The 26429-nt window shown below is 72.4% G+C and carries 29 protein-coding genes; 6 read left to right on the top strand and 23 right to left on the bottom strand.

The window, feature by feature from the left end:
- Nucleotides 1-14: 14 nt before the first annotated feature.
- A complete protein-coding gene (locus H7A72_RS05005; protein ID WP_185221837.1) occupies nucleotides 15-605 on the top strand; it encodes an antibiotic biosynthesis monooxygenase in 591 nt (196 codons plus the stop codon).
- 72 nt (nucleotides 606-677) lie between these two features.
- Here the strand turns inward: H7A72_RS05005 and tsf are convergent, their stop codons facing one another.
- The gene (tsf, locus tag H7A72_RS05000) at nucleotides 678-1505 is read right to left on the bottom strand and encodes a translation elongation factor Ts (protein WP_185221836.1); all 828 of its coding nucleotides are present in this window, start codon (nucleotides 1503-1505) and stop codon (nucleotides 678-680) included.
- A gap of 52 nt (nucleotides 1506-1557) precedes the next feature.
- Nucleotides 1558-2451, bottom strand: coding sequence for a 30S ribosomal protein S2 (gene rpsB / locus H7A72_RS04995; protein WP_185221835.1), 894 nt, complete (start codon nucleotides 2449-2451; stop codon nucleotides 1558-1560).
- 216 nt (nucleotides 2452-2667) lie between these two features.
- On the opposite strand from rpsB, the gene H7A72_RS17070 reads away from it, so the two are divergent.
- Nucleotides 2668-4458 (top strand): aminotransferase class I/II-fold pyridoxal phosphate-dependent enzyme, encoded by a 1791-nt coding sequence (locus H7A72_RS17070; RefSeq protein ID WP_370543560.1) that lies wholly within the window; start codon nucleotides 2668-2670, stop codon nucleotides 4456-4458.
- A 12-nt stretch (nucleotides 4459-4470) separates the two neighbouring features.
- Here the strand turns inward: H7A72_RS17070 and H7A72_RS04980 are convergent, their stop codons facing one another.
- The 9 genes from H7A72_RS04980 to rplS form a co-directional block, all read right to left on the bottom strand.
- Nucleotides 4471-5415 (bottom strand): tyrosine recombinase XerC, encoded by a 945-nt coding sequence (locus tag H7A72_RS04980; protein ID WP_084449480.1) that lies wholly within the window; start codon nucleotides 5413-5415, stop codon nucleotides 4471-4473.
- Nucleotides 5416-5473: 58 nt separating this feature from the next.
- Nucleotides 5474-6667: a DNA-processing protein DprA gene (dprA, locus tag H7A72_RS04975; protein ID WP_083546031.1), complete on the bottom strand. Its 1194-nt coding sequence runs from the start codon at nucleotides 6665-6667 to the stop codon at nucleotides 5474-5476.
- Nucleotides 6664-8205 carry a YifB family Mg chelatase-like AAA ATPase gene (locus H7A72_RS04970; RefSeq protein WP_185221833.1) on the bottom strand — a complete coding sequence of 514 codons (1542 nt, stop codon included), beginning with the start codon at nucleotides 8203-8205 and terminating at the stop codon, nucleotides 6664-6666. Before H7A72_RS04970 ends, dprA begins: the two co-directional genes overlap by 4 nt.
- Entirely contained in the window at nucleotides 8202-8573 is a 372-nt protein-coding gene (locus tag H7A72_RS04965; RefSeq protein WP_072624138.1) for a YraN family protein, read from the bottom strand. The genes H7A72_RS04970 and H7A72_RS04965 overlap by 4 nt, the downstream gene beginning before the upstream one ends.
- A gap of 117 nt (nucleotides 8574-8690) precedes the next feature.
- Nucleotides 8691-9005 (bottom strand): DUF2469 domain-containing protein, encoded by a 315-nt coding sequence (locus H7A72_RS04960; protein WP_072624137.1) that lies wholly within the window; start codon nucleotides 9003-9005, stop codon nucleotides 8691-8693.
- Nucleotides 9002-9796 (bottom strand): ribonuclease HII, encoded by a 795-nt coding sequence (locus H7A72_RS04955; protein ID WP_223277783.1) that lies wholly within the window; start codon nucleotides 9794-9796, stop codon nucleotides 9002-9004. The genes H7A72_RS04960 and H7A72_RS04955 overlap by 4 nt, the downstream gene beginning before the upstream one ends.
- Nucleotides 9793-10614, bottom strand: a complete 822-nt coding sequence (gene lepB, locus H7A72_RS04950; protein WP_185221832.1) for a signal peptidase I — start codon at nucleotides 10612-10614, stop codon at nucleotides 9793-9795. The genes H7A72_RS04955 and lepB (H7A72_RS04950) overlap by 4 nt, the downstream gene beginning before the upstream one ends.
- Nucleotides 10615-10723: 109 nt before the next feature.
- Nucleotides 10724-11416: a signal peptidase I gene (lepB, locus tag H7A72_RS04945; protein ID WP_185221831.1), complete on the bottom strand. Its 693-nt coding sequence runs from the start codon at nucleotides 11414-11416 to the stop codon at nucleotides 10724-10726.
- 34 nt (nucleotides 11417-11450) lie between these two features.
- On the bottom strand, nucleotides 11451-11807 hold the full coding sequence (gene rplS / locus H7A72_RS04940; protein WP_072624135.1) for a 50S ribosomal protein L19: 357 nt from the start codon (nucleotides 11805-11807) through the stop codon (nucleotides 11451-11453).
- Between the two features lie 181 nt (nucleotides 11808-11988).
- Between rplS and H7A72_RS04935 the strand changes: the two genes are divergently transcribed.
- Entirely contained in the window at nucleotides 11989-12348 is a 360-nt protein-coding gene (locus H7A72_RS04935) for a hypothetical protein (protein ID WP_185221830.1), read from the top strand.
- Nucleotides 12349-12376: 28 nt separating this feature from the next.
- Here H7A72_RS04935 and trmD read toward each other — a convergent pair whose 3' ends face one another.
- The 5 genes from trmD to H7A72_RS04910 form a co-directional block, all read right to left on the bottom strand.
- The gene (trmD, locus tag H7A72_RS04930) at nucleotides 12377-13576 is read right to left on the bottom strand and encodes a tRNA (guanosine(37)-N1)-methyltransferase TrmD (RefSeq protein ID WP_185221829.1); all 1200 of its coding nucleotides are present in this window, start codon (nucleotides 13574-13576) and stop codon (nucleotides 12377-12379) included.
- 3 nt (nucleotides 13577-13579) lie between these two features.
- A complete protein-coding gene (rimM, locus tag H7A72_RS04925; protein WP_072624132.1) occupies nucleotides 13580-14128 on the bottom strand; it encodes a ribosome maturation factor RimM in 549 nt (182 codons plus the stop codon).
- 90 nt (nucleotides 14129-14218) lie between these two features.
- Nucleotides 14219-14461 (bottom strand): RNA-binding protein, encoded by a 243-nt coding sequence (locus H7A72_RS04920; protein ID WP_072624131.1) that lies wholly within the window; start codon nucleotides 14459-14461, stop codon nucleotides 14219-14221.
- Nucleotide 14462: 1 nt separating this feature from the next.
- Nucleotides 14463-14975: a 30S ribosomal protein S16 gene (gene rpsP / locus H7A72_RS04915; protein ID WP_072624130.1), complete on the bottom strand. Its 513-nt coding sequence runs from the start codon at nucleotides 14973-14975 to the stop codon at nucleotides 14463-14465.
- A gap of 165 nt (nucleotides 14976-15140) precedes the next feature.
- Nucleotides 15141-15602, bottom strand: coding sequence for an Rrf2 family transcriptional regulator (locus tag H7A72_RS04910; protein ID WP_185221828.1), 462 nt, complete (start codon nucleotides 15600-15602; stop codon nucleotides 15141-15143).
- A 166-nt stretch (nucleotides 15603-15768) separates the two neighbouring features.
- On the opposite strand from H7A72_RS04910, the gene H7A72_RS04905 reads away from it, so the two are divergent.
- Nucleotides 15769-16689: a sulfite exporter TauE/SafE family protein gene (locus H7A72_RS04905; RefSeq protein ID WP_072624128.1), complete on the top strand. Its 921-nt coding sequence runs from the start codon at nucleotides 15769-15771 to the stop codon at nucleotides 16687-16689.
- Nucleotides 16690-16722: 33 nt separating this feature from the next.
- On the opposite strand, the gene H7A72_RS04900 is transcribed toward H7A72_RS04905, so the two are convergent.
- The 7 genes from H7A72_RS04900 to H7A72_RS04870 form a co-directional block, all read right to left on the bottom strand.
- The gene (locus H7A72_RS04900; protein ID WP_185221827.1) at nucleotides 16723-17811 is read right to left on the bottom strand and encodes an amidohydrolase family protein; all 1089 of its coding nucleotides are present in this window, start codon (nucleotides 17809-17811) and stop codon (nucleotides 16723-16725) included.
- Nucleotides 17812-17820: 9 nt separating this feature from the next.
- Nucleotides 17821-18465: an SDR family oxidoreductase gene (locus H7A72_RS04895; protein WP_185221826.1), complete on the bottom strand. Its 645-nt coding sequence runs from the start codon at nucleotides 18463-18465 to the stop codon at nucleotides 17821-17823.
- 68 nt (nucleotides 18466-18533) lie between these two features.
- On the bottom strand, nucleotides 18534-19334 hold the full coding sequence (locus tag H7A72_RS04890) for an alpha/beta fold hydrolase (RefSeq protein WP_084449467.1): 801 nt from the start codon (nucleotides 19332-19334) through the stop codon (nucleotides 18534-18536).
- A 7-nt stretch (nucleotides 19335-19341) separates the two neighbouring features.
- A complete protein-coding gene (gene ffh, locus H7A72_RS04885) occupies nucleotides 19342-20964 on the bottom strand; it encodes a signal recognition particle protein (protein WP_185221825.1) in 1623 nt (540 codons plus the stop codon).
- Between the two features lie 10 nt (nucleotides 20965-20974).
- The gene (locus H7A72_RS04880; RefSeq protein WP_185221824.1) at nucleotides 20975-23347 is read right to left on the bottom strand and encodes a [protein-PII] uridylyltransferase; all 2373 of its coding nucleotides are present in this window, start codon (nucleotides 23345-23347) and stop codon (nucleotides 20975-20977) included.
- A 12-nt stretch (nucleotides 23348-23359) separates the two neighbouring features.
- On the bottom strand, nucleotides 23360-23698 hold the full coding sequence (locus H7A72_RS04875) for a P-II family nitrogen regulator (protein WP_007927419.1): 339 nt from the start codon (nucleotides 23696-23698) through the stop codon (nucleotides 23360-23362).
- Nucleotides 23695-25134, bottom strand: coding sequence for an ammonium transporter (locus H7A72_RS04870; RefSeq protein WP_223277782.1), 1440 nt, complete (start codon nucleotides 25132-25134; stop codon nucleotides 23695-23697). The genes H7A72_RS04875 and H7A72_RS04870 overlap by 4 nt, the downstream gene beginning before the upstream one ends.
- A 130-nt stretch (nucleotides 25135-25264) precedes the next feature.
- Between H7A72_RS04870 and H7A72_RS04865 the strand changes: the two genes are divergently transcribed.
- Together H7A72_RS04865 and H7A72_RS04860 are read left to right on the top strand one after the other, a co-directional pair.
- Nucleotides 25265-25660, top strand: a complete 396-nt coding sequence (locus H7A72_RS04865; RefSeq protein ID WP_072624121.1) for a thiol-disulfide oxidoreductase DCC family protein — start codon at nucleotides 25265-25267, stop codon at nucleotides 25658-25660.
- Nucleotides 25657-26373 (top strand): DUF4333 domain-containing protein, encoded by a 717-nt coding sequence (locus tag H7A72_RS04860; protein WP_084449463.1) that lies wholly within the window; start codon nucleotides 25657-25659, stop codon nucleotides 26371-26373. The genes H7A72_RS04865 and H7A72_RS04860 overlap by 4 nt, the downstream gene beginning before the upstream one ends.
- The last annotated feature ends 56 nt before the right edge of the window (nucleotides 26374-26429 follow it).

Below are 26429 nucleotides of genomic sequence, written 5' to 3'. Positions count from 1 at the left end.
GAGGCCGCTTATCCTTGCCGGTCGTGAGCACCGAACCCGCCGACCGGTCGGCCCCCGTCACCGTCTCGATCACCCGCACCGTCCGCCCCGAGGACGAGGCCCTCATGCAGGTGTGGGCCGACGCCGGGACCACCCTCGCGCGGCGCTTCCCCGGCTTCCTCGGCTCGGGGTGGGTGCGCCCGTCGCTCGGGTCCGACCAATGGCACATGCTCTACCGCTTCGCCGACGCCGACGCCCTCGAGCAGTGGCAGGAGTCCCACGAGCGGGCCCGGTGGCTCGGTGCCGCCGCCCGCCTCGTCGAGGCGACCCGGATGGAGTCGCGCACCGGCATCGAGGGGTGGTTCGACGAGCCGCACGAGGTGACCGGGGGCGACATCGCCCCTCCCCCGCCGCCGCGGTGGAAGCAGATGGTCGTCATCTTCTGCGCCTTCTTCCCCACGAGCCTGGTGCTCACCTACGTGCTCGCCATAGTCACCGAGGGGTGGCCGGCGTGGGGCCGCGTGCTGCTCACCTGCGCCATCGCCATCCCGTGGATGACGTACGTCTTCCTCCCCTTCGTCACGCGGCTCTTCCTGCCGTGGACGCAGCCGCGGCGCTCGCCGTGACCTGCCTCCCGGCATGACGAAGGGCGCCGCCCCCCGGCTGGGGTGCGGCGCCCTTCGGCTGTGCGAGGTTCGTCAGGAACCGACGCGGAAGCGAGCGAACTGGGTCGCGCTCGCGCCGGCCTCCTCGAGGACCTTGCCGACGGACTTCTTGGAGTCCTTGGCGAAGGGCTGGTCGAGCAGGACATTTTCCTTGAAGAAGCCGTTGACCCGGCCCTCGACGATCTTGGGCAGGGCAGCCTCGGGCTTGCCCTCCTCCTTGGCCGTCTCCTCGGCGATGCGACGCTCGTGGGCGACGACGTCGGCGTCGATCTCGTCGCGGGTGAGGACGTTGGGGCTGAACGCGGCGATGTGCATCGCGACGTCACGGGCCACCTGGTCGTCGCCACCCTCGGTGCCCAGGAGGACACCGATCTGGGCCGGCAGGTCGGGGCTGGTCTTGTGCAGGTACGCCGAGACGTTGGGGGCCTCGACGCGGGCGACCCGCTTGACCTCGATCTTCTCGCCGATGGTGGCGTTGGCGTCGTCGAGGAGCTCCTTGACGGTCTTGTCCCCGGCGGGGGCAGCCAGCAGGGTCTCCGCGTCGGTGGCCTTGGCCGCGACGGCCGCGGCGAGGACCTCGTCCGCGAGGGCGCCGAACTTCTCGCCCTTGGCGACGAAGTCGGTCTCGCAGAGGACCTCGACGAGGGTGCCGACGCCGGCCTCCGCCTTGGCCACGACCAGACCGTTGGAGGTCGTGCGGCCCTCGCGCTTGGTCACGCCCTTGAGGCCCTTGATGCGCAGCAGCTCCTGGGCCTTGGACTTGTCGCCCTCGGCCTCGTCGAGCGCCTTCTTCACGTCGAGCATGCCGGCGCCGGTGCGCTCGCGCAGCTCCTTGATGTCAGCGGCGGTGTAGTTCGCCATGTGTGTCCCGTTCTCCTTCGAGAGAGGTTGACGGTGGTCGGTGAGGTGGTGCTCAGGCCTCGGGGGTGGCCTCGGCGGCGGGCGCCTCGGTCGCGGGGGCCTCGGCGGCGGGCGCCTCGGCCGCAGCGGCCTCGGCGGCGGGAGCCTCGGCGGCGGGAGCCGCAGCCTCGGTGCCCTCACCGGCGAGGAGCTCGCGCTCCCACTCGGCCATCGGCTCGGCCTCGGCGGCGGAGGCACCCTCGGTGGCGTTGCCGCCACCACGGGCCATCAGGCCGTCGGCGACCGCGTCGGCGACGACGCGGGTGAGCAGGGTGACCGAACGGATCGCGTCGTCGTTGCCCGGGATCTTGTAGTCGACCTCGTCGGGGTCGCAGTTGGTGTCGAGGATCGCGATGACCGGGAGGCCGAGCTTGCGGGCCTCGTCGACGGCCAGGTGCTCCTTCTTGGTGTCGACGATCCACACGGCCGAGGGAACCTTGGCCATGTTGCGGATACCGCCGAGGGTCTTCTCCAGCTTGTCCTTCTCACGACGAAGGATGAGCAGCTCCTTCTTCGTGTAGCCGGAGCCGGCGACGGTGTCGAAGTCGATCTCCTCGAGCTCCTTCAGGCGGGTGAGGCGCTTGGAGATCGTCTGGAAGTTGGTGAGCATGCCACCGAGCCAGCGGTGGTTGACGTAGGGCATCCCGACGCGCGTCGCCTGCTCGGCGATGGGCTCCTGGGCCTGCTTCTTGGTGCCGACGAAGAGGATCGTGCCGCCGTGGGACACGGTCTGCTTGACGAACTCGTAGGCGTCGTTGATGTAGGTCAGCGACTGCTGCAGGTCGATGATGTAGATGCCATTGCGCTCGGTCATGATGAAGCGCTTCATCTTGGGGTTCCACCGGCGGGTCTGGTGCCCGAAGTGGACGCCGCTCTCCAGGAGCTGGCGCATGGTGACGACGGCCATGCCGAAGTCCTCTCTCGTCGATTGTCAGTTGTTTCCTGGTGCTCCGACCCACCCCGCCCGACCGAGGTCGGGACTGCCGTGGTGTGGCCCCGGATTCACAGTGATCTGATCACCCGGCGAGGAACACGCGAATTCATCCAGACAGACTGGATGTGCACCTCATCCTACGGCTGCGGGGCGAAGGGGGGAAATCGTCGCCCCGCGTAGCCTGCGGGCATGAGCTCACCCCTCGTCGACCGCATGGAGCCGCACGCCGAGACGATCTTCGCGACGATGTCGGCCCTGGCGTTGGAGCACGACGCGGTCAACCTCGGTCAGGGCTTCCCCGACACCGACGGCCCCGAAGAGGTCCTCGAGGCGGCCCGGGCGGCGATCACGGCCGGCCACAACCAGTACCCGCCGACGATCGGCATCCCCACGCTGCGCGAGGCGGTCGCCGCGCACCAGGCGCGCCACCACTCCCTTCGTCATGATCCGGCGACGGAGGTGCTCATCACCTCGGGGGCGACCGAGGCGATCGCCGCGAGCCTGCTCGGGCTGGTCTCCCCCGGCGACGAGGTGGTGACCTTCGAGCCCTACTACGACAGCTATGCGGCGGGCATCGACCTGGCCGGCGGGGTGCGGCGGACCGTCCCGTTGTCGTACCCGGACCTGACCTTCGACCCCGAGCAGCTCGCCGCGGCCTTCTCCGAGCGCACGCGCCTGGTCCTGCTCAACTCGCCGCACAACCCCCTCGGCAAGGTCTTCACCCGCGCCGAGCTCGAGGTCGTCGCCGATCTCGCCCGCCGGCACGAGGCCTGGGTCATCAGCGACGAGGTCTACGAGCACCTGACCTTCGACGTGCCCCACGTGCCCATCGCGACGCTGCCCGGGATGGCCGAGCGCACGCTGACGATCGGGTCCGCGGGGAAGTTCTTCTCCGTCACCGGGTGGAAGGTCGGGTGGGTCACTGGTCCGGCAGCTCTCGTGCGCGCCGCCCGCGTGGTCAAGCAGTACCTGACCTTCACCACCGCCTCTCCCCTGCAGCACGCCGTCGCCCACGCGCTCGACCTGGGACCGCAGGTGCTCACCGACCTCACTGACTCCCTGCAGGAGCGCCGTGACCTGCTCGTCGCCGGGTTGGCCGACGCCGGGCTCGACGTGCGCCCGAGCGACGGGACCTACTTCGTCGTCGCCGACGCCGCACCGCTCGGCGTCCCCGACGCGCTCCAGTGGTGCCTCGACCTGCCCGCGGCGGCGGGGGTCGCCGCCGTGCCGGTCTCGGTCTTCTGCGACGACCCCCAAGCGCATGTCGACCCTCGTGCGCTTCGCCTTCTGCAAGCAGGTGCCGGTCATCGAGGAGGCCTGCCGCCGTCTCGCGGCCTTCACCGGCTGATCCACAGTCCTCGGCGGGGCGGCGGCCCCGTCCACAGGTCTGCCGGGCGCCACCGGCGGCGGCGCGAAGGGGGTCACGCTCACCCCATGAGCACCGTCGCCCTCGTCGCCCTCGCCCTGGCCGGGGCCCTCACCGGTCCACCCGCCCCACCTGCTGCGGCTCGCTGGTCGTGGCCGGTCGGGGGCGGTGCCCGCCCGGCCGTGGCGGCCCCCTTCGACGCGCCGGAGGAGCAGTGGGGCGCCGGTCATCGCGGCATCGACCTGTCGACCGCGCGGGGCGGGCCGGTCACCGCGGTCGCCGACGGGGTGGTGACCCATCGTGGTCGGATCGCCGGTCGGGGCACGGTGAGCGTCACCCACGCCGACGGTGTGCGCAGCACCTACGAGCCGGTCGACGCAGCCGTCTCGATGGGTGACCGGGTGGCGCGTGGCCAGCGGATCGGCACGATCGGGCCGGAGTCGGGGCACTGCGCTCCCGCGGCCTGCCTCCACCTGGGTGCGCGTCGCGGGCCGACCTACCTCGACCCCGATGACCTTCTTCGGTGCCCGCCGGGTGATCCTCCTGCCCGTCCCCTGAGCGCCCCTCCCCTGCCGCCGGGTCGAGAGAATCCCGACCGTCCATCCGGTCGGTGACGCCCGCAGGGCTCAGGCGCGGGGGTGCGCCTGCTCGTAGCTGCGGCGCAGGCGGTCGAGCGAGACGTGCGTGTAGATCTGGGTCGTCGCGAGCGAGCTGTGGCCGAGGAGCTCCTGGACCATGCGCAGGTCAGCGCCACCCTCGAGCAGGTGCGTCGCGGCCGAGTGGCGCAGGCCGTGCGGCCCCACGTCGGGCGCATCGGGCACGTGGGCGAGCAGGGAGTGGACGACCTCTCGGACCTGGCGCGGGTCGACCCGGCGGCCCCGACGGCCGAGGAAGAGCGCCGGGCCCGACCCCTCGACGACCACCCGGGGTCGTCCACGCTCCAGCCACTCGCCGAGAGCCTCGTCGGCGGGCGCGCCATAGGGCACCACGCGCTCCTTGCGACCCTTGCCGAGGACCCGCACGACCCGTCGACCGCGATCGAGGTCGTCGACGTCGAGGCCGGTGAGCTCGCTGACCCGGATCCCGCTCGCGTAGAGCAGCTCGAGCACGGCGCGGTTGCGCAGGTGGATCGGGTCCTCGTCGTCCGCGGCGACTGCCGCGACGTCGAGCACGGCACTCATGCCGTCGCGGGAGACGACGTCGGGCAGGGTGCGCTGCCGCTTGGGTGACGCCAGCCGCAGTGCGGGGTCCGTGGCGGTGCGGCCGGTGCGCGTCGTCCAGGCGAAGAAGGTGCGTACCGCGGCCGACCGGCGGGAGAGGGTCGCGCGGGCGGCGCCCCCCGAGGCGAGGCTGCCGAGCCAGGACCTCAGCTGCGCCAGCGTGACGTCGGCGAGCGCGTCGCTGCCGTCGTGGGCACACCACATGAGGCAGGCGCGCACGTCGCCCGCATAGGCCCTGATCGTGTGCTCCGATCGATCGCGCTCACGCAGCAGGTGCGCGGCATAGGCGTCGACGACCTCGCCGACCCACGCAGGGGTCGGCGCCGGCTCCGAGGTCGACGCAGCGCTCACTCCCCCACGGTGCCACGGTCTGACCCGCGCGTCCCGGAGGTCACGCCGTCCTCCATCGTCAGCGCCTCGGGCCGGGGCCGCGACGCCAGCCGCCGGTGTCGTCCTGCACCACCCACCCCTCGAGCGACATCTCCGCCAGGTCGGCGAGCACCTCCTCGAGCGGCACCACGAGCTCGACCGCGAGCTCGCCGACCGGGACTCCCCTGCGGCTGCTCAGTAGGTCGTGGATGCGGCGGTGCGGCGGCCGGAGCACGTCGAGGTCACGGGCTGGACCGAGGAGCTCCACCGGTTGGTCGACCTCCTCGCCCACGCGTCCGGCCAGGGCGAGCAGGTCCGCGGTGTCGGTGACCAGACTGCCGCGGTGCTTCTGGATCCACTCGTGACAGCCCGCCGACGACATCTGGGTCACCGGACCGGGCACGACCCCGACGGGGCGGCGCATCGCCTCGGCCCAACCGGCGGTGTTGAGCGAGCCGGACCGCAGCCCCGCCTCGACGACGAGCGTCGCCTGCGACAGGGCAGCGATGATCCGGTTGCGCGAGAGGAATCGGTGCCGCATGCCCACGGTCCCGATGGCCAGCTCCGTGATGACGACCCCCTGCTCGGCGACGGCGTCGACGAGCCGCCGGTTGCCCTCCGGGTAGACCCGGTCGGGCCCGCACGGGAGCACGGCGATGGCCGGCCCGTGCACGGCGAGCGCCCCCTGGTGGGCCGCGGCATCGATGCCGAAGGCCGCACCGGACACGACCGTCCAGCCCCGACCCGCGGCGCCCGCCCCGATCTCCCGGGCGATGGCCTCGCCGTAGCCCGTGCTCGCCCGCGAACCGACGATGGCGACGGCCCGGGCCGACAGGTCGGTGAGCGACCCCTGCCCCCGCACGTGGAGCAGGTGCGGGGAGACGAGGGGGTGCGAGAGGACCTCGGGCCAGTCGGCGTCTCCCGGGATCACGACCCGGGCCCCCGAGCGCTCGACGCGGTCCAGCTCGCCGTCGACGTCGACCCCGGCCACGTGCGCGCGGGCACTCGCCGAGCGGGGCAGGTCCCCATCGGCAAGGCGGTGCCAGGCCTCGACGTGACCGACCTCTGCGAGGACGGACTGCAGGGCGTGTGGTGCATCGCTCACCCGCTCGCGGCGCAGTTCGAGCACCCGCGACCAGGCGACCCGCGCCCGCCGCTCGTTGGACCCGACCATCGCGTGGGCGCGAGCGACCTCGGCACTCGTCGGGATGCCAGCGACCTCGGACCGGCTCATGCCGCCACCGCGCCCTGCGTGCGGTACATCAGCGCCAGACCCACATCGGTCGGGCTCGGGACGGTACGGCCGTTGAGGTCCGCCGAGGTCCACGCCAACCTCAGGATCCGGTCGTAGCCGCGGACCGTCACCTGCCCCAGGTCGAGCGCCCGATCGAGCGTGGCAGTCGTGGCTGACGGCAGGCGCCACGGTCGGCGGCGCAGTTGCGGCCCGGGGACTTGGCTGTTGAGCGACCAGCCGAGCGGCTCCCACCGGCGTCTCTGCACCTCGCGGGCGGCCAGCACGCGGGCGGCGACCGCCTCGCTCGAGTCGGGCGGGTCCTCGCTGAGGTCGGCCAGGCTGACCTTGGGCACCTGCACCTGGATGTCGACCCGGTCGAGCAGCGGTCCGCTGAGCCGGGCCGCATAGGCCCGCCGCTCGGTCGGTCGGCACCGGCAGGCCAGTCCCTTGCCGTGGCCCTCCCCGCACGGGCACGGGTTGGCCGCGAGGACCAGCTGGACCCGGGCCGGGTAGGTCACCCGCTCGCGCGCCCGGGCGATGACGACCCGCCCGGACTCGAGCGGTTGCCGCAAGGCCTGGAGCACCGCGCTGCCGAACTCAGCCGCCTCGTCGAGGAAGAGCACCCCGTGGTGCGCCTGGGACAGCGCGCCCGGCAGCACGACGCCCGAGCCCCCGCCGACGAGGGCTGCGACGCTCGCGGAGTGGTGCGGCGCGACGAAGGGGGGCACGACGTCGAGGCCGGTCGGCGGTGCCACCCCGACGAGGGAGCGCACGGCCAGGGTCTCCAGTGCCTGCTCGCGGGTCAGCGGCGGCAGGATCGTCACGAGCCGCTCGGCGAGCATCGTCTTGCCCGAGCCGGGTGGACCGTTGAGCAGCAGGTGGTGCCCGCCGGCCGCTGCGAGCATGAGTGCCGTGCGGGCCTCGTGCTGGCCGGACACCTCGGCCAGGTCCAGTCGTCGAGCCGCCGGTCTGCTGGGCGCCACGGATGCCTCGTCGGCCGGATGGAGCCCGCCGCCCTCGCGCTGCGCCGAGCGGTAGGCGAGCACGAGCTCCCCGAGCGTGCCGGCCGTGGAGACCCGCACCCCCTCGACGAGCCGGGCCTCGGCCACGTCCTCGGGTGCGACGACGACGTGCTCGCAGCCGGCGGCCTGCGCGGCGAGCACCGCCGGCAGCACCCCGGTGACGTGCCGCAGCCGCCCGTCGAGGCCGAGCTCCGCGAGGTGCACGACGGGTCGTACGAGCTCCGCCGGCAGCTCCTCGCAGGCGGCGAGGACGGCGACGGCGATGCCGAGATCGAAGCCCGTGCCGTGCTTGGGGATCGATGCGGGCGACAGGTTGACCGTCAGCTGGCGGGAGTTGAGCGAGAAGCCGGCGGAGATCGACGCTGCCCGCACCCGCTGGGGTGCCTGGCGCAGCGCCGCGTCGGGCAGGCCGCTGATGTCGAAGGCCGGGAGCCCCCGCCCGACGTGGCACTCGATGTCGACGAGGTGACCGGTGATCCCGCGCAGCGCCACCCCGCGGGTCACCCCGATGCTCACTGCCCCACCCCGGGCCGGAAGTCGACCTCGTAGAGGCCGTCGGCGTCGCGGACCAGCCCGACGAAGTCCAGCCGCACGCCCCGGGCGTCGACCCGGTGCTCGGCGAGCCACCGCCCCGCGAGCCGACGCAACCGCGCGAGCTTGGCCCGGGTGATCGCGTGCACGGGGTCACCGAAGGCGCGGCTGCGCCGCGTCTTGACCTCGCAGACCACGACCACGTCGCCGTCTCGCATGACGAGGTCGATCTCGCCCTCGCTGCACCGCCAGTTGCGGTCGAGCAGCTGCATGCCCTGCCTGGTCAGGAAGGTCACGGCGAAGTCCTCGCCGTCCGCTCCCACGCTCGCCCGTGTGGGCTCCACCTCGGTCATCTGCGACCACCTCCGACCTCCAGTCAAGGTGGCCGGTGGCTCCGACGAGGCCATCACCTCGCGGCTGTGGACACCGCCGCTCGCCGCAGCGGGTCTGGGGACGGGGTCCCGACTCGGCTAGAAGCCGCCGTCGGGCATCTCGAGCTCGGACTTGGCGAGCTCCTCGACGTTGACGTCCTTGAAGGTGACGACCCGCACCTGCTTGGCGAAGCGCGCGGGACGGTAGATGTCCCACACCCACGCGTCCTGCATCGTCACCTCGAAGTAGACCTCGGCCCCCTCGCCGCGGACCGTGACGTCGACGCTGTTGGCGAGGTAGAAGCGCCGCTCGGTCTCGACGACGTGGCTGAAGAGGTGCACCACGTCGCGGTACTCGCGATAGAGCGCGAGCTCCATCTCGGTCTCGTACTTCTCCAGGTCCTCAGAGCTCACCAGGACCTCCCTTCGCTCACCGTGCCGGCGAGCAGCTCGTGGCCCTCGCCCGGTCCGACCTCATCATCCCCCACGGCCTGCGGCACGACGGCCGCCACCCCCGGCAGGGACCACGAGCGGCGATGCTCCTCACTCGGCCCGTGGGCCGCGAGCGCGTCGAGATGGGCACTCGCGGAGTAGCCCTTGTTGTCGGCCCAGCCGTAGTGCGGGTGTGTCTGCGCGAGCTCGACCATGCGGGAGTCGCGCTCGACCTTGGCCAGCACGCTCGCCGCCGCGACCGAGCTGCACCGCATATCAGCCTTGATCATCGTGCGCACCGGGGGCGTCGTCGCGCCGCCCGCGAGCTCGGCGAAGAGTCCCACCTCGTCGGGGTCGGTGAGCCAGTCGTGGTTGCCGTCGAGCAGGACGAGGTCGGGGACCACGTCGAGCTGGCCGAGCGCCCGCTGACCCGCGATGCGCAGCGCGGCGATGATCCCGATCTCGTCGATCTCCGCCGGCGAGGCGTGCCCGACCGCGTGCCCGAGGGCCCAGCGGTGCAGCCGCGGCACCATCGCCTCGCGCGCGGCGGGGGTGAGGAGCTTGGAGTCGCGCACACCGGCCGGCGCGGTGCGGCAGGTCTCGTCGATGACGACGACCCCGACGCTCACCGGCCCGGCGAGCGCACCGCGCCCCACCTCGTCCATGCCGGCGAGCACCCGGTGCCCGGCACGCTGCAGCTCGCGCTCGACGCGCAGGCTGGGCTTGCCAGAGAGGCCACGCCCGGGGCGGGGCCCGCGGCGAGCGGGCGTCACGACGTGTGCGGCTCGCGCGCGGGCGGGCCGAGCGAGCGGTTGCTGCCCGCGTCGGGGACCTCGGAGAAGACCTCGCTGCGGTCGCTCAGCGTCGTCATGCGGTCGAAGGGCCAGACGGTGACGACGGCACGACCGACGACGAGGTCGATCGGGACGGACCCCTTGTCGCCGGTGCCGCCCGGGTCGTGGAAGCGCGAGTCGCTCGAGTCGCTGCGGTTGTCACCCATGACCCACAGGCTCCCGCTCGGCACGGTGATGTTGAACTCCTGCTCGCTCGCCTCGACCCGCGGCTTGAGGTAGGGCGACTCGTCGACCGGCTCGCCGTTGATGAGCAGGCGCCCCTCGGCGTCGCAGCACTGCACGTGGTCACCCGGCAGGCCGATGACCCGCTTGATGAGGTGCCCCTCGGAGGTGTCGGGGAGCAGGCCGACGAACATCAGCGCGTCACGCACCCCGTCGAGCACCGGCCCGCGGCTCGTCTCGGGGGTCGGGCTGAGCCAGTCGCCCGGGTCCTCGAAGACGACGATGTCGCCGCGCTTGATGTCGAAGGGACCCGGCGTGAGCTTGGAGACGACGACCCGGTCGCCGACGAGGAGGGTGTCCTGCATCGACTCGCTGGGGATGAAGAAGGCCTGGACGAGGAAGGTCTTGACGATGAAGGACAGGGTCAGGGCCATCGCCAGCACGACGACGATCTCCTTGACCGCCGCGCCGAGCCGGGCGCCGAAGCCGCGCTCGTTGGTCGCCCTCTCGTCCCGGGCCCGCTCCCGCTCGGCGTCCTCGGCCTCTGCGTGGGCCGAATCAGGATCGTGTGCCACAGGTCTCTTCCTCTACCGCGCCCCGGGTTCGGGCGTCATCCGCTCCAGTATTGCTGCTCGACGCCCGCTTCGGCGCATCCGTGACCGCCGTGTCCCGGCAGCCGGTCGCTCACCCGGCGTGGTCCCCGAAGCCACCGATCCGGTCCATCGGCCAGTAGCGCCACGCCACGTGGCCGACGACGTCGTCGACGGGGACCATGCCACCGCCGGGGTCACCGAGGTGGGCACGGGAGTCGGCGGAGTCGCCGCGGTTGTCGCCGAGGACGAAGAGGCGCCCCTGCGGGACGGTGACGTCGAAGGGGGTGTCGCAGGCGGTCGTCCCCGGCTCCAGCCAGGGCTCGTCGACGGGTTGGCCGTCGACCTGCAGACCGTCGTCGGGCGTGCACGTCACCCGGTCTCCCCCGATCCCGGCGACCCGCTTGAGGAAGTCCTGCTCGCCCAGGTCGATCGACAGGGTCGAGGCGATCGCGGACAGCGTGCGCCCGATGACCCCGTCGGAGGCGAAGGGGGTGCGGTCGGCGGCCGCGAAGGTGTCGGTGCCGTCGAAGACGATGACGTCACCGCGCTCCACCTCGCCCGCGCCGATCTTGGTGACGACGACCCGGTCGCCCGGCATGATCGTCGGCTCCATCGACCCGCTCGGGACGTGGAAGGACTGCATGACGAAGGCTCGCAGCAGCACGACGAGGAGCACGGCGATGCCGATCTCGAGCAGGAGCCGGCGGGCCGGACGCGCGTCGACCCCCGCCGGGTCTCCGGCGGGGGTCGAGGCGCTGGTGTCCTGGGTGGGCTCGGTCGACATCGGGGTCAGCCTAGAGCCCGCAGCAGGGCGAGGGTCAGCTCGCGGGGGTCTCGCGACGCTCGCGGATGCGGGCCGCCTTGCCGCGCAGGTTGCGCAGGTAGTACAGCTTCGCGCGGCGGACGTCACCACGGGTGGCGACCTCGATCTTCTCGATGACCGGCGTGTGGAGCGGGAAGGTGCGCTCGACACCGACGCCGAAGGAGACCTTGCGGACGGTGAAGGTCTCGCCCACGCCGCCGCCGTGGCGGCGGATGACGACGCCCTGGAAGACCTGGACACGGGAGCGGTTGCCCTCGATGACCTTGACGTGGACCTTGACGGTGTCGCCGGCCCGGAACTCGGGGACGTCGTCCCGCAGGGACGCCTTGTCGATCTCGTCGAAACGCTGCATGGCGCTGTCGCTTTCTTGCGGACGCCACAGGTCGTCCGCCCTCGTCAGTAGTGTGAGGTGTCGCGCCCAACCGCCGCGTGCAGCGGGTGACGGTGCCTGCCGGCATCGTCGCTCCCGGCACTCCCCCTGTGGCAGGGGCGGTGTCCATGAGCGCGATGTCCAAGTCTGCCAGAGGGAGCGCGTGACCAGAAATCGACCGACCGCCGACGAGCCGGCGACCGTCGGCGGCACGCGCCTCGGCCGCGCCGTCGGGGCCGTGCTCACCGTGGTCCTCCTCGCGCCGGCCGCTGCCGTCCTCACCTCGCGGTTGCGCGGGCTCATCGACCTCGAGGCCGGGCTCGGGGCGCAGTGCGGGGGCATCGACGCCCTCGGTCCGGCCCTGCGGACCAGCCTGCCCGTGGTCCTCCTCGTGCTGGCGATCCCGATCGCCCTGCTCTCCCTCGGTCACCGGGCGCGCGGGTGGGTCTGGCTGCTCGCCGCCCTCCTGGGCACCGCCGCGCTCGAGGTCGCCCTGCGCGTCTGGCTCCCGGCCTGCCTGTGACGCATCCCCTCGTGACGAAGGGGGTGGCTCACCTGCGCACGGGACGGCTGAGGTCGACCGTGCCCGGGCCCTCGCCGGGGCCGCGCACGCGGTACCCGGCCTTCTTGTACAGCCGCAGCAGACGCGACTGGTCGGCCCCGGTGTTGAGCCAGAAGGTCCGCACGTCGGCCGGGGCGAGGGCCTCGGCGTGCGCGAGCAGCGCCCGTCCCAGCCCGCGCCCCTGCAGGTCGGGCGCGACCATGAGCCGCCCGATCTGCCAGGTCGTCGGCTCCTGCGGGTCGCGCCGCACCCGGACCGATCCGACGAGACGCCCCTGCGAGCGGAAGAGGTGCGTCGTCCAGTGCTCGAGGTTGTCGGCGACGGTCGCGGCGTCCTCGGCGGGCGCGCCCCACCAGTGCTGCTCGGGCGTGACCATCTCGATCCAGCAGGCCTTCTGCAGCACGGTCAGCTCCGCCGCGTCCGCCCGGGTGGCGACCGAGTGCTCGAGCCCGGCGAGCTCGTCCGTCGTCGCCGCGACGTGTAGCAGGTCGGGACGACGGGCCGCGGTGCGGGCCAGCCGCTGCTCGTGACGCCACTGCGCGATGGCCGCGTGGTTGCCGCCGAGGAGGACCTCGGGGACGGGGCGTTCGACCCCACCACCGTCGTCCCACACCGCAGGCTTGGTGTAGATCGGGTACTCGAGCAGACCCCCTTCGTGCGACTCCTCGACGAGCGACTCGGCATTGCCGACGACGCCGGGCAGGAGCCGACCAATGGCCTCGACCATCGCCAGGACGGCGACCTCGCCGCCGTTGAGCACGTAGTCGCCGAGCGAGACCACCCGCACGGGCATCCGCTCGGCCGCCCACTCGTAGACCCGCTCGTCGATGCCCTCGTAGCGGCCGCAGGCAAAGGCCAGCCAGGGCGCCTGCGCGAGCTCGCGCGCGGTCGCCTGGGTGAAGCGCTCACCGCCGGGCCCGGGCACGACGAGCACCGGCGCCGGGCCGGTCGTCTCGTCCGCAGAGTCGAGGACGTGCGTGAGGGCCTCGCTCCACGGCTGCGGCTTCATGACCATGCCCGCTCCCCCGCCGTAGGGGGTGTCGTCGACGGTGCGGTGCCGGTCGTGGGCGAAGTCGCGCAGGTCGTGGACCCGCAGGTCGATGATCCCCTCGCGACGGGCCTTGCCGATGAGCGAGATGTCGAGGGCCGCGAGGTAGTCGGGGAAGATCGAGACGGCGTCGATGCGCACGGCTCACTCCCCCTTCGCGTCGATGTCGAGCAGACCGGGGGGCGCGTCGACGACGAGTCGGCCGGCCTCGGGGTCGACCTCCGGGACGAGCGCCTCGACGAAGGGGACGAGCGCCTCGCTGCCGTCGGGTCGCCGCAGTCGCAGCCGGTCCTGGGCGGCGCCGAGCTCGAGCGCGACCACCTCGCCGACCGTGGTGCCGTCGGGCGCGACCGCGGTCAGGCCCACGAGGTCCGCCTCGTACCAGCCCTCGTCGTCGGCTGTCGGGTCCGGCTCGTCGGCCGACAGCACGAGCCGGGTCCCGCGCAGCGACTCGGCGCCCGTGCGGTCGGGGATCTCCTCGAACCCGAGCAGCCAGATGCCGCGGTGCACCCGCGTCGTCGCCAGGGTGAGGCGACGCGGCACGCCGGACCCGGGCTCGGCCCGCGTCTCGAAGACGGCGCCGGGCACCAGCCGGCTCTCGGGGTCGTCCGTGTGCAGCTGGACGGTCACCTCGCCGCGCAGCGCGTGCGGCTTGCCGATGCGGGCGACGACGTGGCCCTGCGTGGAAGTCATGCCGGACAAGATATGTACCCGCGCCCCGACATGGCGAATGGCCGCCACCCCGCAGGGTGACGGCCATCCGTCATGACGTGGGCGCTGCCCTCAGCGCTCGCGGTCGGTGTCGACGATGTCGATCCGCACGTTTTCCCCGCCGGAGAGCGCACCGAGGACGGTGCGCAACGCGGAGGCGGTGCGGCCGGAGCGGCCGATGACGCGACCCAAGTCGTCGGGGTGCACGCGCACCTCGAGGATCTGGCCGCGACGCAGCTGCTTGCTCCGGACGACGACGTCGTCCTTGTGGTCGACGATGCCGGTGACCAGGTGCTCGAGCGCCTCGTCGAGCATGTCAGGCCTCGGTGGTGGTCTCGGCCTCGGCCGGGGTCTCCTCGGCGGGGGCCTCGGCAGCCTCGGCCTCGGCCTTCTCCGCAGCGGCCTTCTCCTCGGCAGCCTTCTTGTCGGCGGCCTCCTTGTCGGCCTTCTTCTTCGCGGTGATGGCCTCGTGCTCCGCGCCCTCCTTGTCGGAGGAGGCGAGGGCGGCCTCGTAGAGGTCCTTCTTGGAGGTCTTGGGCTCCTTGACCTTGAGGGTGCCCTCGGCGCCGGCCTCACCCTTGAACTTCTGCCAGTCACCGGTGACCTTGAGCAGGGCGGCGACGGCCTCGGTCGGCTGGGCGCCCTGGGAGAGCCAGTACTGCGCGCGCTCGCTGTCGATGTCGATGACCGAGGGCTCCTCGGTGGGGTGGTACTTGCCGATCTCCTCGATCGCCCGGCCGTCCCGCTTGGCACGGGAGTCCATGATGACGACGCGGTAGAAGGGGGCGCGGATCTTGCCCATCCGCTTGAGACGAATCTTGACGGCCACGGTGCGTGGTCTCCTTCGAGTTCATGAGCACGGCGAGACCGTGCGCGGATCGCACGGGGTATCGAGCTCGGGGTGTAGGCATCCGGCGCACGCAGGAGAGATCCCCGGCGCGGACGGGTACGAAGGGGGATTCTTCCACGAGGAGCCACCCCCGGCAAAAACCGGTCAGCGGTTCTCCCAGGCCCCGGGGGCCGCCACCGCCTCGGTGACCGCGTCGGGGAAGTCACCGGTCAGCACGTCGGCGAGGCTCGTGCCGTCGAGGACGGAGCGCACGCTCGAGCGCACGGCCACCCAGACGGTGCGCAGGTGGGTCGCCGCCCCCTCGTAGCTCGTCGCCTGCGGCCGCTCCCCGCGAACCTCGGCGAGCGGGCCGTCGACGGCGCGGATGACATCACCGACGGTGATGTCGGCGGAGGCCCGGGCGAGGAGGTAGCCGCCATTGGCGCCCATGCGGCTGGAGACGAGCCCCGAGCGGCGCAGGTCGGCGAGGATCGCCTCGAGGAACTTGCGCGGCAACTCCTGCTCCGCAGCCAGCCGGACGACGGAGACGGGTGTCCCCCCTTGGCCCGAGGCGGCCAGGGTGAGCATCGCGCGGACGGCGTAGTCCGATCGGGCCGAGATGTCCATGCCCCCAGTATCGCCGCTCGCCCACCGACGCCCGGACCACACCCTGAGACATAACTGACCGTTACTTGACCCATAAGCGAGCCGTAGGTAAAACTCCCTCTAGTCCCATGGGAGATGTCCTGACTTCCCGGGCCGTCGCACACTCCTCACGGAAAGAGTCCTCCGTATGCGCAAGCTCGTCCTCCTGGCCGTCGTCGGCCTCCTCGCCCAGCTCGTCGACGGATCGCTCGGCATGGCCTACGGCGTCACGACGACCACCCTGCTCCTGGCCATCGGCACCAACCCCGTCGCCGCCTCCGCCACGGTCCACCTCGCCGAGATCGGCACGACGCTCGTTTCGGGCGCCTCGCACTGGCGCTTCGGCAACGTCGACTGGCCGGTCGTGCTCAAGATCGGCGTCCCCGGCGCGGTGGGCGCCTTCGCCGGCGCGACCTTCCTCGCCAGCCTCGACACGTCGACGGCCAAGCCGATCATGTCCGGCATCCTGCTGGCCCTGGGTCTCTACGTCCTGCTGCGCTTCACCTTCAAGGGCCTGCGCAAGGACCGCCTCGGCACCCCGCTGCGCAAGCGCTTCCTCGCTCCTCTGGGGCTCTTCGGTGGCTTCGTCGACGCGACCGGTGGCGGTGGCTGGGGTCCTGTCGGCACCCCGGCGATCCTCGCCAGCGGCCGCCTGGAGCCGCGCAAGGTCATCGGCTCCATCGACACCAGCGAGTTCCTCATCTCCCTCTCCGCGAGCATCGGCTTCCTCGCCGCGCTCGGCTCCCAGGGGATCAACTTCTCGTGGGTGGCCATGCTGCTGCTCGGTGGCGTCATCGCCGCTCCGATCGCCGCGTGGCTCGTGCGCACCATCCCCCCGCGCGTCCTCGGGTCCGCCGTCGGCGGGATCATCGTCCTCACCAACTCCAAGACGATCCTCGAGAGCGTTGGCATCACCGGCACCCCCACCGTGACCGCCTACGTCCTGATCCTCGCCCTGTGGATCGGTGCCGTGGCCTGGAGCATCCGCGCGCACCGCGCGGAGGTCGCCGCCGACGCGGCAGCCACCGACGGCGAGACCGAGCGCGAGCTCGTCGGCGAGCCGGCCTGACCCCCGCCCGCCGACCCCACGGGTCGAAGGGGGTCAGCGACCGCCCACGCGAGCGCCCCGCAGGATGACGTGTGCCGGTGTGCCGCAGGCGCGCACGTCCTCGCGGGGGTCGTCGGCGAGGACGACGAGGTCGGCGTCCTCGCCCTCGGCGATGGCGGGGTGGCCCAGCCAGTCACGGGAGCGCCACGTGCCGGCCGCCAGGGCCTCGCGGGTGGAGAAGCCCGCGCGGGTGAGCAGCTCCATCTCCTGCGCGACGAGGCCGTGCGGCAGCGAGCCCCCGGCGTCGGTGCCGACGAAGACGTCGATGCCGGCGTCGTGCGCAGCGGCGATCGTCTCGAAGCGCCGTTCGTGCAGCTGCAGCATGTGCCGGTGGTAGTCGGGGAACTTCTCCGCGGCGGGGGCCGCGATCTGCGGGAAGGTCTCGATGTTGACCAGGGTCGGCACGATGGCGATGCCCTGCGCGGCGAAGGTCGAGATCGTCTCCGGCACCAGCCCCGTGGCGTGCTCGATGCAGTCGGTGCCCGCGGCGGCGAAGTCGGCGAGCGACTCCTCGCCGAAGCAGTGGGCGGTCACCCGCGCCCCCTCCTCGTGGGCGGCGGCGATCGCCTCGACGAGCACCTCGCGGGGCCAGCAGGGAGCGAGGTCGCCGACTCCGCGGTCGATCCAGTCGCCGACGAGCTTGACCCAGCCGTCGCCGGCACGGGCCTCGGCCCGCACACGCGAGACGAGCTGCTCGGGCTCGACCTCGTGCGCGTAGTTGCGGATGTAGCGCTTGGTCCGGGCGATGTGCCGGCCGGCGCGGATGATCTTGGGCAGGTCGTCGCGCTCGTCGATCCAGCGGGTGTCGGCCGGGGAGCCGGCGTCACGGATGAGCAGCGTCCCGGCGTCGCGGTCGGTGAGCGCCTGCTGCTCGCTCGTCGCCTCGTCGGCCGCCCCGTGGGCGTCGAGACCGACGTGGCAGTGCGCGTCGACGAAGCCCGGCAGGACGTAGCCGGTCACCGTCTCGACGTCACCGCTGGTCGGCGGCGTGAAGGAGACCTTGCCGTCGATGATCCACAGCTCGGGCACGCTCTCCTGCTCGGAGACCAGCACCTCGCCCTTGACGTGCAGCACATCAGCCATGACCCGAGGCTAGCCCGAGATCGCCTCGTCGATCGGGGTCTCTCCGTCGTGGAACTCGATGGTGCGCCGCACGGTGCCGTTGGCCTCGAGGGTCGCCGCGATGACCCGGGCGACATTGGCTCGCGAGACCTGGCCGCTCCCCTCCCGGCCGACCTGGATCTTGCCGGTCGGCGGGTCAAGGGTCAGGCTGCTCGGCCCGAGGACGGTCCAGTCGAGGTCGGTGCCGCGCAGGTGCTCGTCGGCCGCGGCCTTGGCCTCGGCATATGCGTGGAAGGGGTTGCTCGGGTCGACGCCGTGGTCGGGCCCGGCGCCGCAGTAGCTCAGCATGACGTAGCGCCGCACGCCGGCCTGTCGCGCGGCCTCCATCGAGCGGATCGCCGCGTCCTGGTCCACGGCCCGGGTGCGCTCGGGGTCTCCCCCGCCGGCGCCGGCGGACCACACGACCGCGTCGTGGCCCGCGAGGACCTCGGCGATGCCGTCGGTGTCGAGCATCTCGACATCGGCGACGTGCGGGGTCGCCCCTGCCGCCTCGACGTCGGCGGCGTGATCGGGGTTGCGGATGACGGAGGTCACCGAGTGCCCGAGTTCGGCGAGGATCGGGGTGAGCAGCAGAGCCACCTTGCCGTGGCCACCGATGACGACGATGCGGGACATGATCGGGTCCTCTCGGTCGGGGTGCCCGGCTGGTCCGCCGGACCCCTCTACTCCATCACACTCCGGCGTCAGCGCGACGAGGTGATGAGCGCCCGCAGCGCCTGGAGCGTCACCTCGGGCGCCTCGGAGTGCACCCAGTGCCCGACACCCTTGACGGTCACGAGCCGCACCCGGGGGAAGAGCCGTCGCATCTCGGCGAGGTCGTCGTCGGTGACGTAGAGCGATCGCTCGCCGGCGAGCCACAGCACCGTCTTGTCGAAGGGGGCGAGACCCGCCACCTCGTCGGTGGGCCAGCCGCCGATGGTGGCGATGTCGCGGCCGATCACCTCGAGGTTGGGCTGCCAGCGCCAGCCGTCGCCCTCCCGGCGCAGGTTCTGCAGGAGGAAGGCCCGCACCCCCGGATCGGGTGCGGCCTCGCGCATCGCCGCGTCGGCCTGCTCACGGGTGGTGATGCTGCCGAGGTCCATCGCCTGCATCGCGGCGATGTAGGTCTCGAACTCGCTGAAGCTCGTCGTCGCGGCCGGAGAGATGTCGACGACGCACAGCCGGTCGACGAGCTCGGGGTGGCGCAGGGCCACGAGCATGGCGATCTTGCCGCCCATGGAGTGCCCGACGACGATCCACGGCTCGGTGTCGTCGATCGCACGAAGGGAGTCGGCGACGAGGTCGGCCGCCCCGGCGTAGTCGAAGCGCTCGGTCCACGGCGAGCGCCCGTGGTCAGGCATGTCGAGCAGCGTCGGGCGGCAGATGTCCACCAGGCCCTTGGCGATCTGGGTCCAGTTGCGGCCCTGCCCGAAGAGGCCGTGGCAGAAGGCGACCCGGGGACCGGACTCCCCCGAGGTCACGGCGTGCAGCATCGGCGTGCTCATGCCGGGCTCAGCTGCCCCCGCCCAGGAACTTGTCGAAACCCTTCGGCAGCTGGCTCGGGTCGAGGTCGGCCGGGAGGCCGCCCGGTCCGCCCTGTGCACCGCCGCCGCCACCGAAGGAGGACCCGGCAGGCCCGCGGCCAGCAGCCCGCTCGGCCGCCTCGCGCTCCTGCTGGGCGCGCTTGGCGGGATTGCCGGACTTGCCCTTCTTCTTCGGCTGCTTGGTCTGCTTCTTGCGGCCCCCGCCGCCCATGCCGGGGACGCCGGGCATGCCCGGCATGCCGCCACCGCGGGCCATCTGCTTCATCATCTTCTGCGCCTCGGTGAAGCGCTCGAGCAGCTGGTTGACCTCGGAGACCGTGACGCCCGAGCCCTTGGCGATGCGCGAGCGGCGCGAGCCGTTGATCTGCTTGGGGTGGGTGCGCTCGAAGGGGGTCATCGAGCGGACCATCGCCTCGACCCGGTCGAACTCCCGCTCGTCGAGGGCGTCGAGCTGGGCCGACATCTGGCCCATGCCCGGCATCATCTTGAGCATCGACTTCAGCGAGCCCATCCGCTTGATCGCGGACATCTGCTGGAGGAAGTCGTCGAAGGTGAAGTCCTCCTCGGCGAGGAACTTGCGCTGCATCTCCTCGGCCTCGCCACGCTCGAAGGCGCGCTCGGCCTGCTCGATGAGCGTGAGGACGTCACCCATGTCGAGGATCCGACCGGCCATGCGGTCGGGGTGGAAGACCTCGATGTCCTTGGTCTGCTCGCCGGTGGAAGCGAACATGATCGGCCGCCCCGTCGTGCCCGCGACGGACAGCGCGGCACCACCTCGGGCGTCACCGTCGAGCTTCGACAGGACGACACCGGTGAAGTCGACGCCCTCGGCGAAGGCACGCGCGGTCTCGACCGCGGCCTGGCCGATCATCGAGTCGATGACGAAGAGGACCTCGTCAGGCTCGATCGCGGCGCGGATGTCGGCGGCCTGCTGCATCAGCTCGGCGTCGACGGCGAGGCGGCCGGCGGTGTCGACGATGACGACGTCGTGCTGCTGGGCCTGCGCGTGCGCGATGCCGGCGCGGCTCACGCCGACCGGGTCACCGAAGGAGCGGGTGCCCTCCCCCGACACGAGGACCGCGTCGTGGCCGCCGGTGTTGCCGCGCTCGGGCGCGAAGACCGGGACCCCGGCACGCTGACCGGTCACCTCGAGCTGGGTGACGGCATTGGGGCGCTGCAGGTCGGCCGCAACGAGCAGCGGGGTGTGCCCCTGCTCCTTGAGCCAGGCGCCCAGCTTGCCGGCGAAGGTCGTCTTGCCGGAGCCCTGGAGGCCCGCGAGCATGATGACCGTCGGTGGCCGCTTGGCGAACTGGATCGTGCGGGTGTTGCCACCGAGGATCGTCACGAGCTCGTCGTTGACGATCTTGATGACCTGCTGGGCGGGGTTGAGCGCCTGGCTCACCTCCGCGCCGGTGGCCCGCTCGCGGACGGCGGCGGTGAACTCCTTGACGACGGGCAGCGCCACATCGGCGTCGATGAGCGCCATGCGGATGTCACGGACGGTCTTGTTGACGTCGGACTCGGACAGGCGCCCCTTGCCGCGGAGGTTCTTGAAGGTCGCGGTCAGGCGGTCGGACAGGCTGGTGAACACCCGGCCAAGGTTATCTGCCCGCGGCGCTCCCTTCGTCCACCTCCCCGTCACACCCGTCGATGACGGCCGACACGGTCCGCGCCACGGCCGCCGGACCGAGCTCGCGACCGTCCCGGTCGGTGACGTAAAAGGTGTCCAGGGTCTGCCCCGCGTGGGTCGAGATGTGCGCGGAGCGCACGCTGATCCCCTCGGCAGCGAGGACCAGACCGAGGTCGTGCAGCAGCCCGGGCCGGTCCTGGGAGCGGACCTCGATGACCGTCGCCCCGCTCCCGGCGCTGGGCAGCACGAAGGCCCGCGTGCCGCCGGCCGTCCCCGGACGCTCCGGGCCGCGGCGACGGCGCGCGAGCGAGCCGAGTGCCGCGCGGTCACCGGCCTCGAGCCGGGTCAGCCCGGCCGTGATCCGCAGCGGCTCCGGAGGGTCTCCCCCTGGCGACTCGACGAACCACTCGTCGACGGCGATGCCGTCGACCGTCGCCAGCCGGGCGCGGCGCACGGTCATGCCGTGGGCCGCGAGCAGGCCGGCGGTGTCGGCGAAGAGCCCCGTGCGGTCGCGGCCGTGGATCGTCAGCGTCCAGCCACCCGGCCCCGGGTCGACGCGCACGTGCGGCCGGCCGGCGACGACGTCGCCGAGGGCCTCCTCGTCGACCTGCGGGTCAGGGGCGAGCGGCGGCACCGGCGGCGCCACCCCGGTGAGCCGGTCGCGGACCTGCCCGGTCAGCGTGTCGAGCAGACTGGCCCGCCAGTCGGTCCACGCGGTGGGGCCGGCGGCCCGGGCGTCGGCGACGGTGAGCGCCCGCAGCAGCTCGAAGGCCTGCGGGTCCTGGGCCACGAGGTCGCACACGGCGGCCGACGTCGCCGGGTCGGAGAGGTCACGGCGCGTGGCCATCTCGATGAGCGTCAGGTGCTCGCGCACGAGGAGCACGACGAGCTCACGGTCGGCGTCGGCCAGTCCCCAGCGCCGCAGGACGGTGTCGGCGATGTCGGCACCGGTGCGGGAGTGGTCGCGGGCCCCGGCGATCTTGCCGATGTCGTGGAGGAGCGCGGCGAGCAGCAGCAGGTCCGGGCGGGCGACGTCGCGGGCGAGCGCCGTGGCCTGCGCGACGGTCTCGAGCAGGTGCCGGTCGACGGTGTGCCGGTGCACGGGGTTGTGCTGCGGGCGGCACCGCACAGCGGCCCACTCCGGCAGCCAGCGCTCGACGACGCCGACCTGGTCGAGCCCCTCCCAGACGGCCTCGAGCCCGGGCCCGGCGGCGAGCAGGTCGGTGAGCAGGTCGCGGGACTGACGGTCCCACGGTGTCGGCAGGTCCGGGCAGTCGGCGAGGTTGGTCAGGGTCTGCGGCGCGAGCGGCAGGCGGTGGCGTGCGGCGACGACACCGGCGCGAAGGGAGAGGGTCGGGTCGACGCCGACGAGCCGGGTCGTACCGAGGACGGCCTCACCGTCGTGCGCGAAGAGTCCGTGCCCGAGCGGGGTCATCGACGGGCGGCGCGGGCCGACCCGCAGGACGCGGGCACGCTGGCTCTGACCGGCACGGCGCATCGTCGACTCGAGGGCCCAGGCGATGGTGCGGGCGCTGCTCGAGACGCTCGTGAGCAGCTCGTCGGCGTCGGCGTGGCCGAGCAGTGCGGCGACGGCGTCGTGCTCCTCGCGCAGCAGACGGTCGCGGCCGCGCCCGCTCACGACGTGCAGGGCGTCACGCACGTCGAGCAGCCGGGTCAGGGCCGGTCCCACGGCACCGTGCGGTCGGTCGGTGAGCCAGGCCCGGGTGAGGGCGTCGAGCACGGTGACGTCCCGCAGGCCGCCGAAGGCCTCCTTGAGGTCCGGCTCGATCTGCTGGCTGAGGTCGCCGTGCCGGTGGTGGCGGGCGCGCACGGACTCGACGAACTGCGGCAGCCGGGTGCGGGCACCCGAGCGCCAGTCGTGGGAGACGGTGGAGCGGACCCCCGCGACGAGCTCCTCGTCGCCGGCGACCAGGGAGAGGTCGAGCAGGCCGACCGCCGCTGACAGGTCCTCCCGGGCGACGCCGCGGCACTCGGCCGCGGAGCGGACCGAGTGGTCGAGCGCGAGCCCCGAGTCCCAGATCGGGTACCAGAGCCGGTCGGCCATGGCCGTGAGGTCGTCGGCGCGGATGCTGCGGCCGTCGTGGACGAGGACGAGGTCGAGGTCACTGAGCGGGCCGGACCAGCCACGCCCCAGGGAGCCCACCGCTGCGAGCGCGATGCCGGGGCGCTCCCCCACTGCGTCGAGGTGGAGATCGGTCAGCCAGCTGCGGGTCGCCTCGCTGATCGCGGCGCGGCGGGCCTCGCCGGCACCCGGGAGCGTGAACTCCCGGGTGCCGGCGAGATCGAGCCGCGCGGATCGCATGTCGCTTCCGGTGCGGGTCATGGTGTCCGAGGCTCAGATCGCCTCGACTCCCTTCTCCCCGGTGCGCACGCGCACGACGTCGTCGATGGGGGTGACCCAGACCTTGCCGTCACCGATCCGACCGGTGCGGGCCGCCGAGACGACGACGCCGACGACGGACTCGGCGTCGATGTCCTCGACGAGGACCTCGAGGCGGATCTTCGGGACGAAGTCGACGGTGTACTCGGCCCCGCGGTAGACCTCGCTGTGGCCGCGCTGGCGGCCGTAGCCGCTCGCCTCGCTCACGGTCATGCCGGTGATGCCGAAGGACTCGAGGGCCTCCTTGACGTCGTCGATCTGGTGGGGCTTGATGATGGCGGTGACGAGCTTCATGCCCGGACCTCGCTTTCGGTGTCCGTCGCGGCGGTGGTGGGGAGGGTGCTGCTGAGGACGGAGCGGGCACGGCTGGCGCCGACTCCACCCAGGTCGTAGCCGGACTCGGCGTGCTCGGCGGCGTCGATGCCGGACACCTCGTCCTCCTCGGTGATCCGCCAGCCCATCGTCGCCTTGAGGGCGATGGCGATGACATAGGTGAGGACCGCGGAGATCACCAGGCTGATGAGCGCAACGACGATCTGCAGGAGCGTCTGGTCGAAGCCGTCTCCGTAGAGGAGCCCGCCGTCCGTGGCGAGGAGGCCGGCACCGACGGTGCCCCAGAGGCCGGCGACGAGGTGCACGCCGACGACGTCGAGCGAGTCGTCGTAGCCGAAGCGGAACTTCAGGCCGACGGCGAGGGCGGCCAGGGCACCGGCGACGGCACCGAGGACCAGCGAGCCGACCGGCGAGAGGGCGCCGCAGGCCGGGGTGATGGCGACAAGACCGGCGACGACACCGGAGGCTGCGCCGACCGAGGTCGCGTGGCCGTCACGCAGCTTCTCCACGAGCAGCCAGCCAAGGATCGCGGCCGCGGTCGCAGCGGTGGTGTTGACCCAGACGAGGCTGGCGACACCGTCCGCGGCCAGCTCGGAGCCGGCGTTGAAGCCGAACCAGCCGAACCACAGCAGACCGGCACCGATCATCACGAGCGGGACGTTGTGCGGCCGCATCGCGGTCTTGCCGAAGCCCAGGCGCTTGCCGACGACGAGCGCCAGGACGAGGCCGGCGATACCGGCGTTGATGTGGACGACGGTGCCGCCGGCGAAGTCGATGGGCGCGACGTCCGCTGCACCGTTCGAGCTGCCGAACATCCACGACGCGACGCTCCGCTCGGCGCCGGAGAGCAGGCCGCCGCCCCAGACCATGTGGGCGATCGGGAAGTAGACGGCCGTCAGCCAGATGGCGACGAAGACCAACCAGGTGGAGAACTTCGCCCGGTCGGCGATGGCCCCGCTGATGAGCGCGACCGTGATGATCGCGAAGGTCAGCTGGAAGCCGGCGAAGAGGACCTCGGGGATGAAGACGTCGGCGCCGAAGACGTCGATGACCGGCATGCCGTCGGCCCCGACGGTCCCGGTGACGCCCTCGACCGTGCTGGCGACGCCGCGCAGGCCGAACTTGTCGAAGGGGTTGGCGAGGACGCCGCCGATGTCGGACCCGCCGAAGGACATCGAGTAGCCCCACAGGACGTAGACGACACCGGCCACGCCCATGGCGCCGAAGCTCATCATCATCATGTTGAGCACGGACTTGGCACGGGTCATGCCGCCGTAGAAGAGGGCCAGGCCCGGAGTCATCAGGAGCACGAGGGCTGCGCAGATGATCATGAAGGCCGTCGCGGCCGGGTCGATCGATGGTGGGGTCGCCGCAAGGGGCGTGATGGCTGGACTCATGGGTGGAAGACTCGTGCGCCGCAGTTTCACCACGGCGCGCGAGATGTTTCGGTGGTGTTTCCCCTCACCCGCCCGCGTTAATCCTCTGTGTCGCGAGCGGGTGCGTCCCACTGGGTGGGACGATCGGTCCATGCGACCGATCCTCGTCTTCGACGGCGACTGCGGCATGTGCACCACGTGCGCCGACCTCGTGCAGCGTCGCCTGCGCCGCTCCCCCGACGACTACGACGTCGCCCCGAGCCAGCGGCTGGACCTCCCTTCGCTCGGCCTGACGCAGGAGCAGTGCGACGAGGCCCTGCAGTGGGTGGCCGCCGACGGGCGGACCAGCTCTGGGCACGACGCGGTGGCCGACCTCCTCGCCGCCTCCCGGTGGTGGGTCAGGCCGGTGGCGCTGCTGCTGCGCCTGCCCGGTCTGCACGCACTGGCAGGTGTTGGATACCGTTGGGTTGCAGGACACAGACAGGTATTTCCGGGGGGAACGCCAGCATGCAGCCTCCCGGCGCATCGCGAGCAGGGAGAGTCATGACGCAGCCCCCCACCCCTCCGGGACAGCCCGGTCCGCACCAGCAGCCCTACGGGCAGCAGCAGCCCTACGGCCAGCAGCCCGGTTACGGCCAGCAGCCCTACGGTCAGCAGGCGACCAACCCCTACGGCGGTCAGCCCGGCGGCCCCGGCGGCACTCCCCCGGCCAAGGGCGGCGTCCCCGTGTGGGCCTGGGTCGTCGGCGCCATCGGCCTCGTGCTCGCCCTCGTCTGCGCCGGCGGCATCGGCCTGGTCGCCCTCAACGACAGTGACGAGGAGACGACGAGCGCGTCGTCGACCGAGGACCCCACCGAGGACCCCACCACCGAGGACCCGACCACCGAGCCCACGACGACGACCGAGCCCACGACGACGACCGAGCCGACGACGCCCTCGTCGACGTACACGCCGCCCTCCTCGACGACGCAGTCGGTCCCGCCGGCCCCCTCCGGCACGCCCAACACGAGCAGCAGGCACCAGCTGAGCGCCGACGAGCTCGAGGGCCAGATCGCGCGCGGCATGAGCCAGTACGGCCACACCAAGTCCGACATCAACTGCATCGGCGGGATCGTCCTCATCGAGGGCCGCACCGCCACGTGCACCGCGCCCGTCCCGGGCGACTCCAGCCGCACCTCGACGGTCAACGTCAAGGTCGCCTGGGCGGTCAACACCTCGACCCAGCTGCGCTACTACCTGACCTTCAACCAGCGCACCTGATCCGTGCCGCCGGGTGCCGTCAGGGCCCGGTGGGCAGATCGAAGGGGGCGCCGGTC

It is taken from the genome of Janibacter sp. YB324, assembly GCF_014217915.1.
In the GTDB taxonomy this organism is placed as follows: Bacteria; Actinomycetota; Actinomycetes; order Actinomycetales; family Dermatophilaceae; genus Janibacter; species Janibacter indicus.
This window is presented reverse-complemented; position numbering and strand designations above follow the sequence as displayed.

What these genes read in the sequence shown, in the direction of transcription:
- tsf (WP_185221836.1), bottom strand. Translation starts at nt 1,505, where the DNA reads ATGGCGAACTACACCGCCGCTGACATCAAGGAGCTGCGCGAGCGCACC.
- rpsB (WP_185221835.1), bottom strand. Translation starts at nt 2,451, where the DNA reads ATGGCCGTCGTCACCATGCGCCAGCTCCTGGAGAGCGGCGTCCACTTC.
- H7A72_RS17070 (WP_370543560.1), top strand. Translation starts at nt 2,668, where the DNA reads ATGAGCTCACCCCTCGTCGACCGCATGGAGCCGCACGCCGAGACGATC.
- dprA (WP_083546031.1), bottom strand. Translation starts at nt 6,667, where the DNA reads ATGAGCCGGTCCGAGGTCGCTGGCATCCCGACGAGTGCCGAGGTCGCT.
- H7A72_RS04965 (WP_072624138.1), bottom strand. Translation starts at nt 8,573, where the DNA reads ATGACCGAGGTGGAGCCCACACGGGCGAGCGTGGGAGCGGACGGCGAG.
- lepB (WP_185221831.1), bottom strand. Translation starts at nt 11,416, where the DNA reads ATGTCGACCGAGCCCACCCAGGACACCAGCGCCTCGACCCCCGCCGGA.
- rplS (WP_072624135.1), bottom strand. Translation starts at nt 11,807, where the DNA reads ATGCAGCGTTTCGACGAGATCGACAAGGCGTCCCTGCGGGACGACGTC.
- rimM (WP_072624132.1), bottom strand. Translation starts at nt 14,128, where the DNA reads ATGACTTCCACGCAGGGCCACGTCGTCGCCCGCATCGGCAAGCCGCAC.
- H7A72_RS04920 (WP_072624131.1), bottom strand. Translation starts at nt 14,461, where the DNA reads ATGCTCGACGAGGCGCTCGAGCACCTGGTCACCGGCATCGTCGACCAC.
- H7A72_RS04910 (WP_185221828.1), bottom strand. Translation starts at nt 15,602, where the DNA reads ATGGACATCTCGGCCCGATCGGACTACGCCGTCCGCGCGATGCTCACC.
- H7A72_RS04905 (WP_072624128.1), top strand. Translation starts at nt 15,769, where the DNA reads ATGCGCAAGCTCGTCCTCCTGGCCGTCGTCGGCCTCCTCGCCCAGCTC.
- H7A72_RS04900 (WP_185221827.1), bottom strand. Translation starts at nt 17,811, where the DNA reads ATGGCTGATGTGCTGCACGTCAAGGGCGAGGTGCTGGTCTCCGAGCAG.
- H7A72_RS04895 (WP_185221826.1), bottom strand. Translation starts at nt 18,465, where the DNA reads ATGTCCCGCATCGTCGTCATCGGTGGCCACGGCAAGGTGGCTCTGCTG.
- H7A72_RS04890 (WP_084449467.1), bottom strand. Translation starts at nt 19,334, where the DNA reads ATGAGCACGCCGATGCTGCACGCCGTGACCTCGGGGGAGTCCGGTCCC.
- H7A72_RS04880 (WP_185221824.1), bottom strand. Translation starts at nt 23,347, where the DNA reads ATGACCCGCACCGGAAGCGACATGCGATCCGCGCGGCTCGATCTCGCC.
- H7A72_RS04875 (WP_007927419.1), bottom strand. Translation starts at nt 23,698, where the DNA reads ATGAAGCTCGTCACCGCCATCATCAAGCCCCACCAGATCGACGACGTC.
- H7A72_RS04870 (WP_223277782.1), bottom strand. Translation starts at nt 25,134, where the DNA reads ATGAGTCCAGCCATCACGCCCCTTGCGGCGACCCCACCATCGATCGAC.
- H7A72_RS04865 (WP_072624121.1), top strand. Translation starts at nt 25,265, where the DNA reads ATGCGACCGATCCTCGTCTTCGACGGCGACTGCGGCATGTGCACCACG.
- H7A72_RS04860 (WP_084449463.1), top strand. Translation starts at nt 25,657, where the DNA reads ATGACGCAGCCCCCCACCCCTCCGGGACAGCCCGGTCCGCACCAGCAG.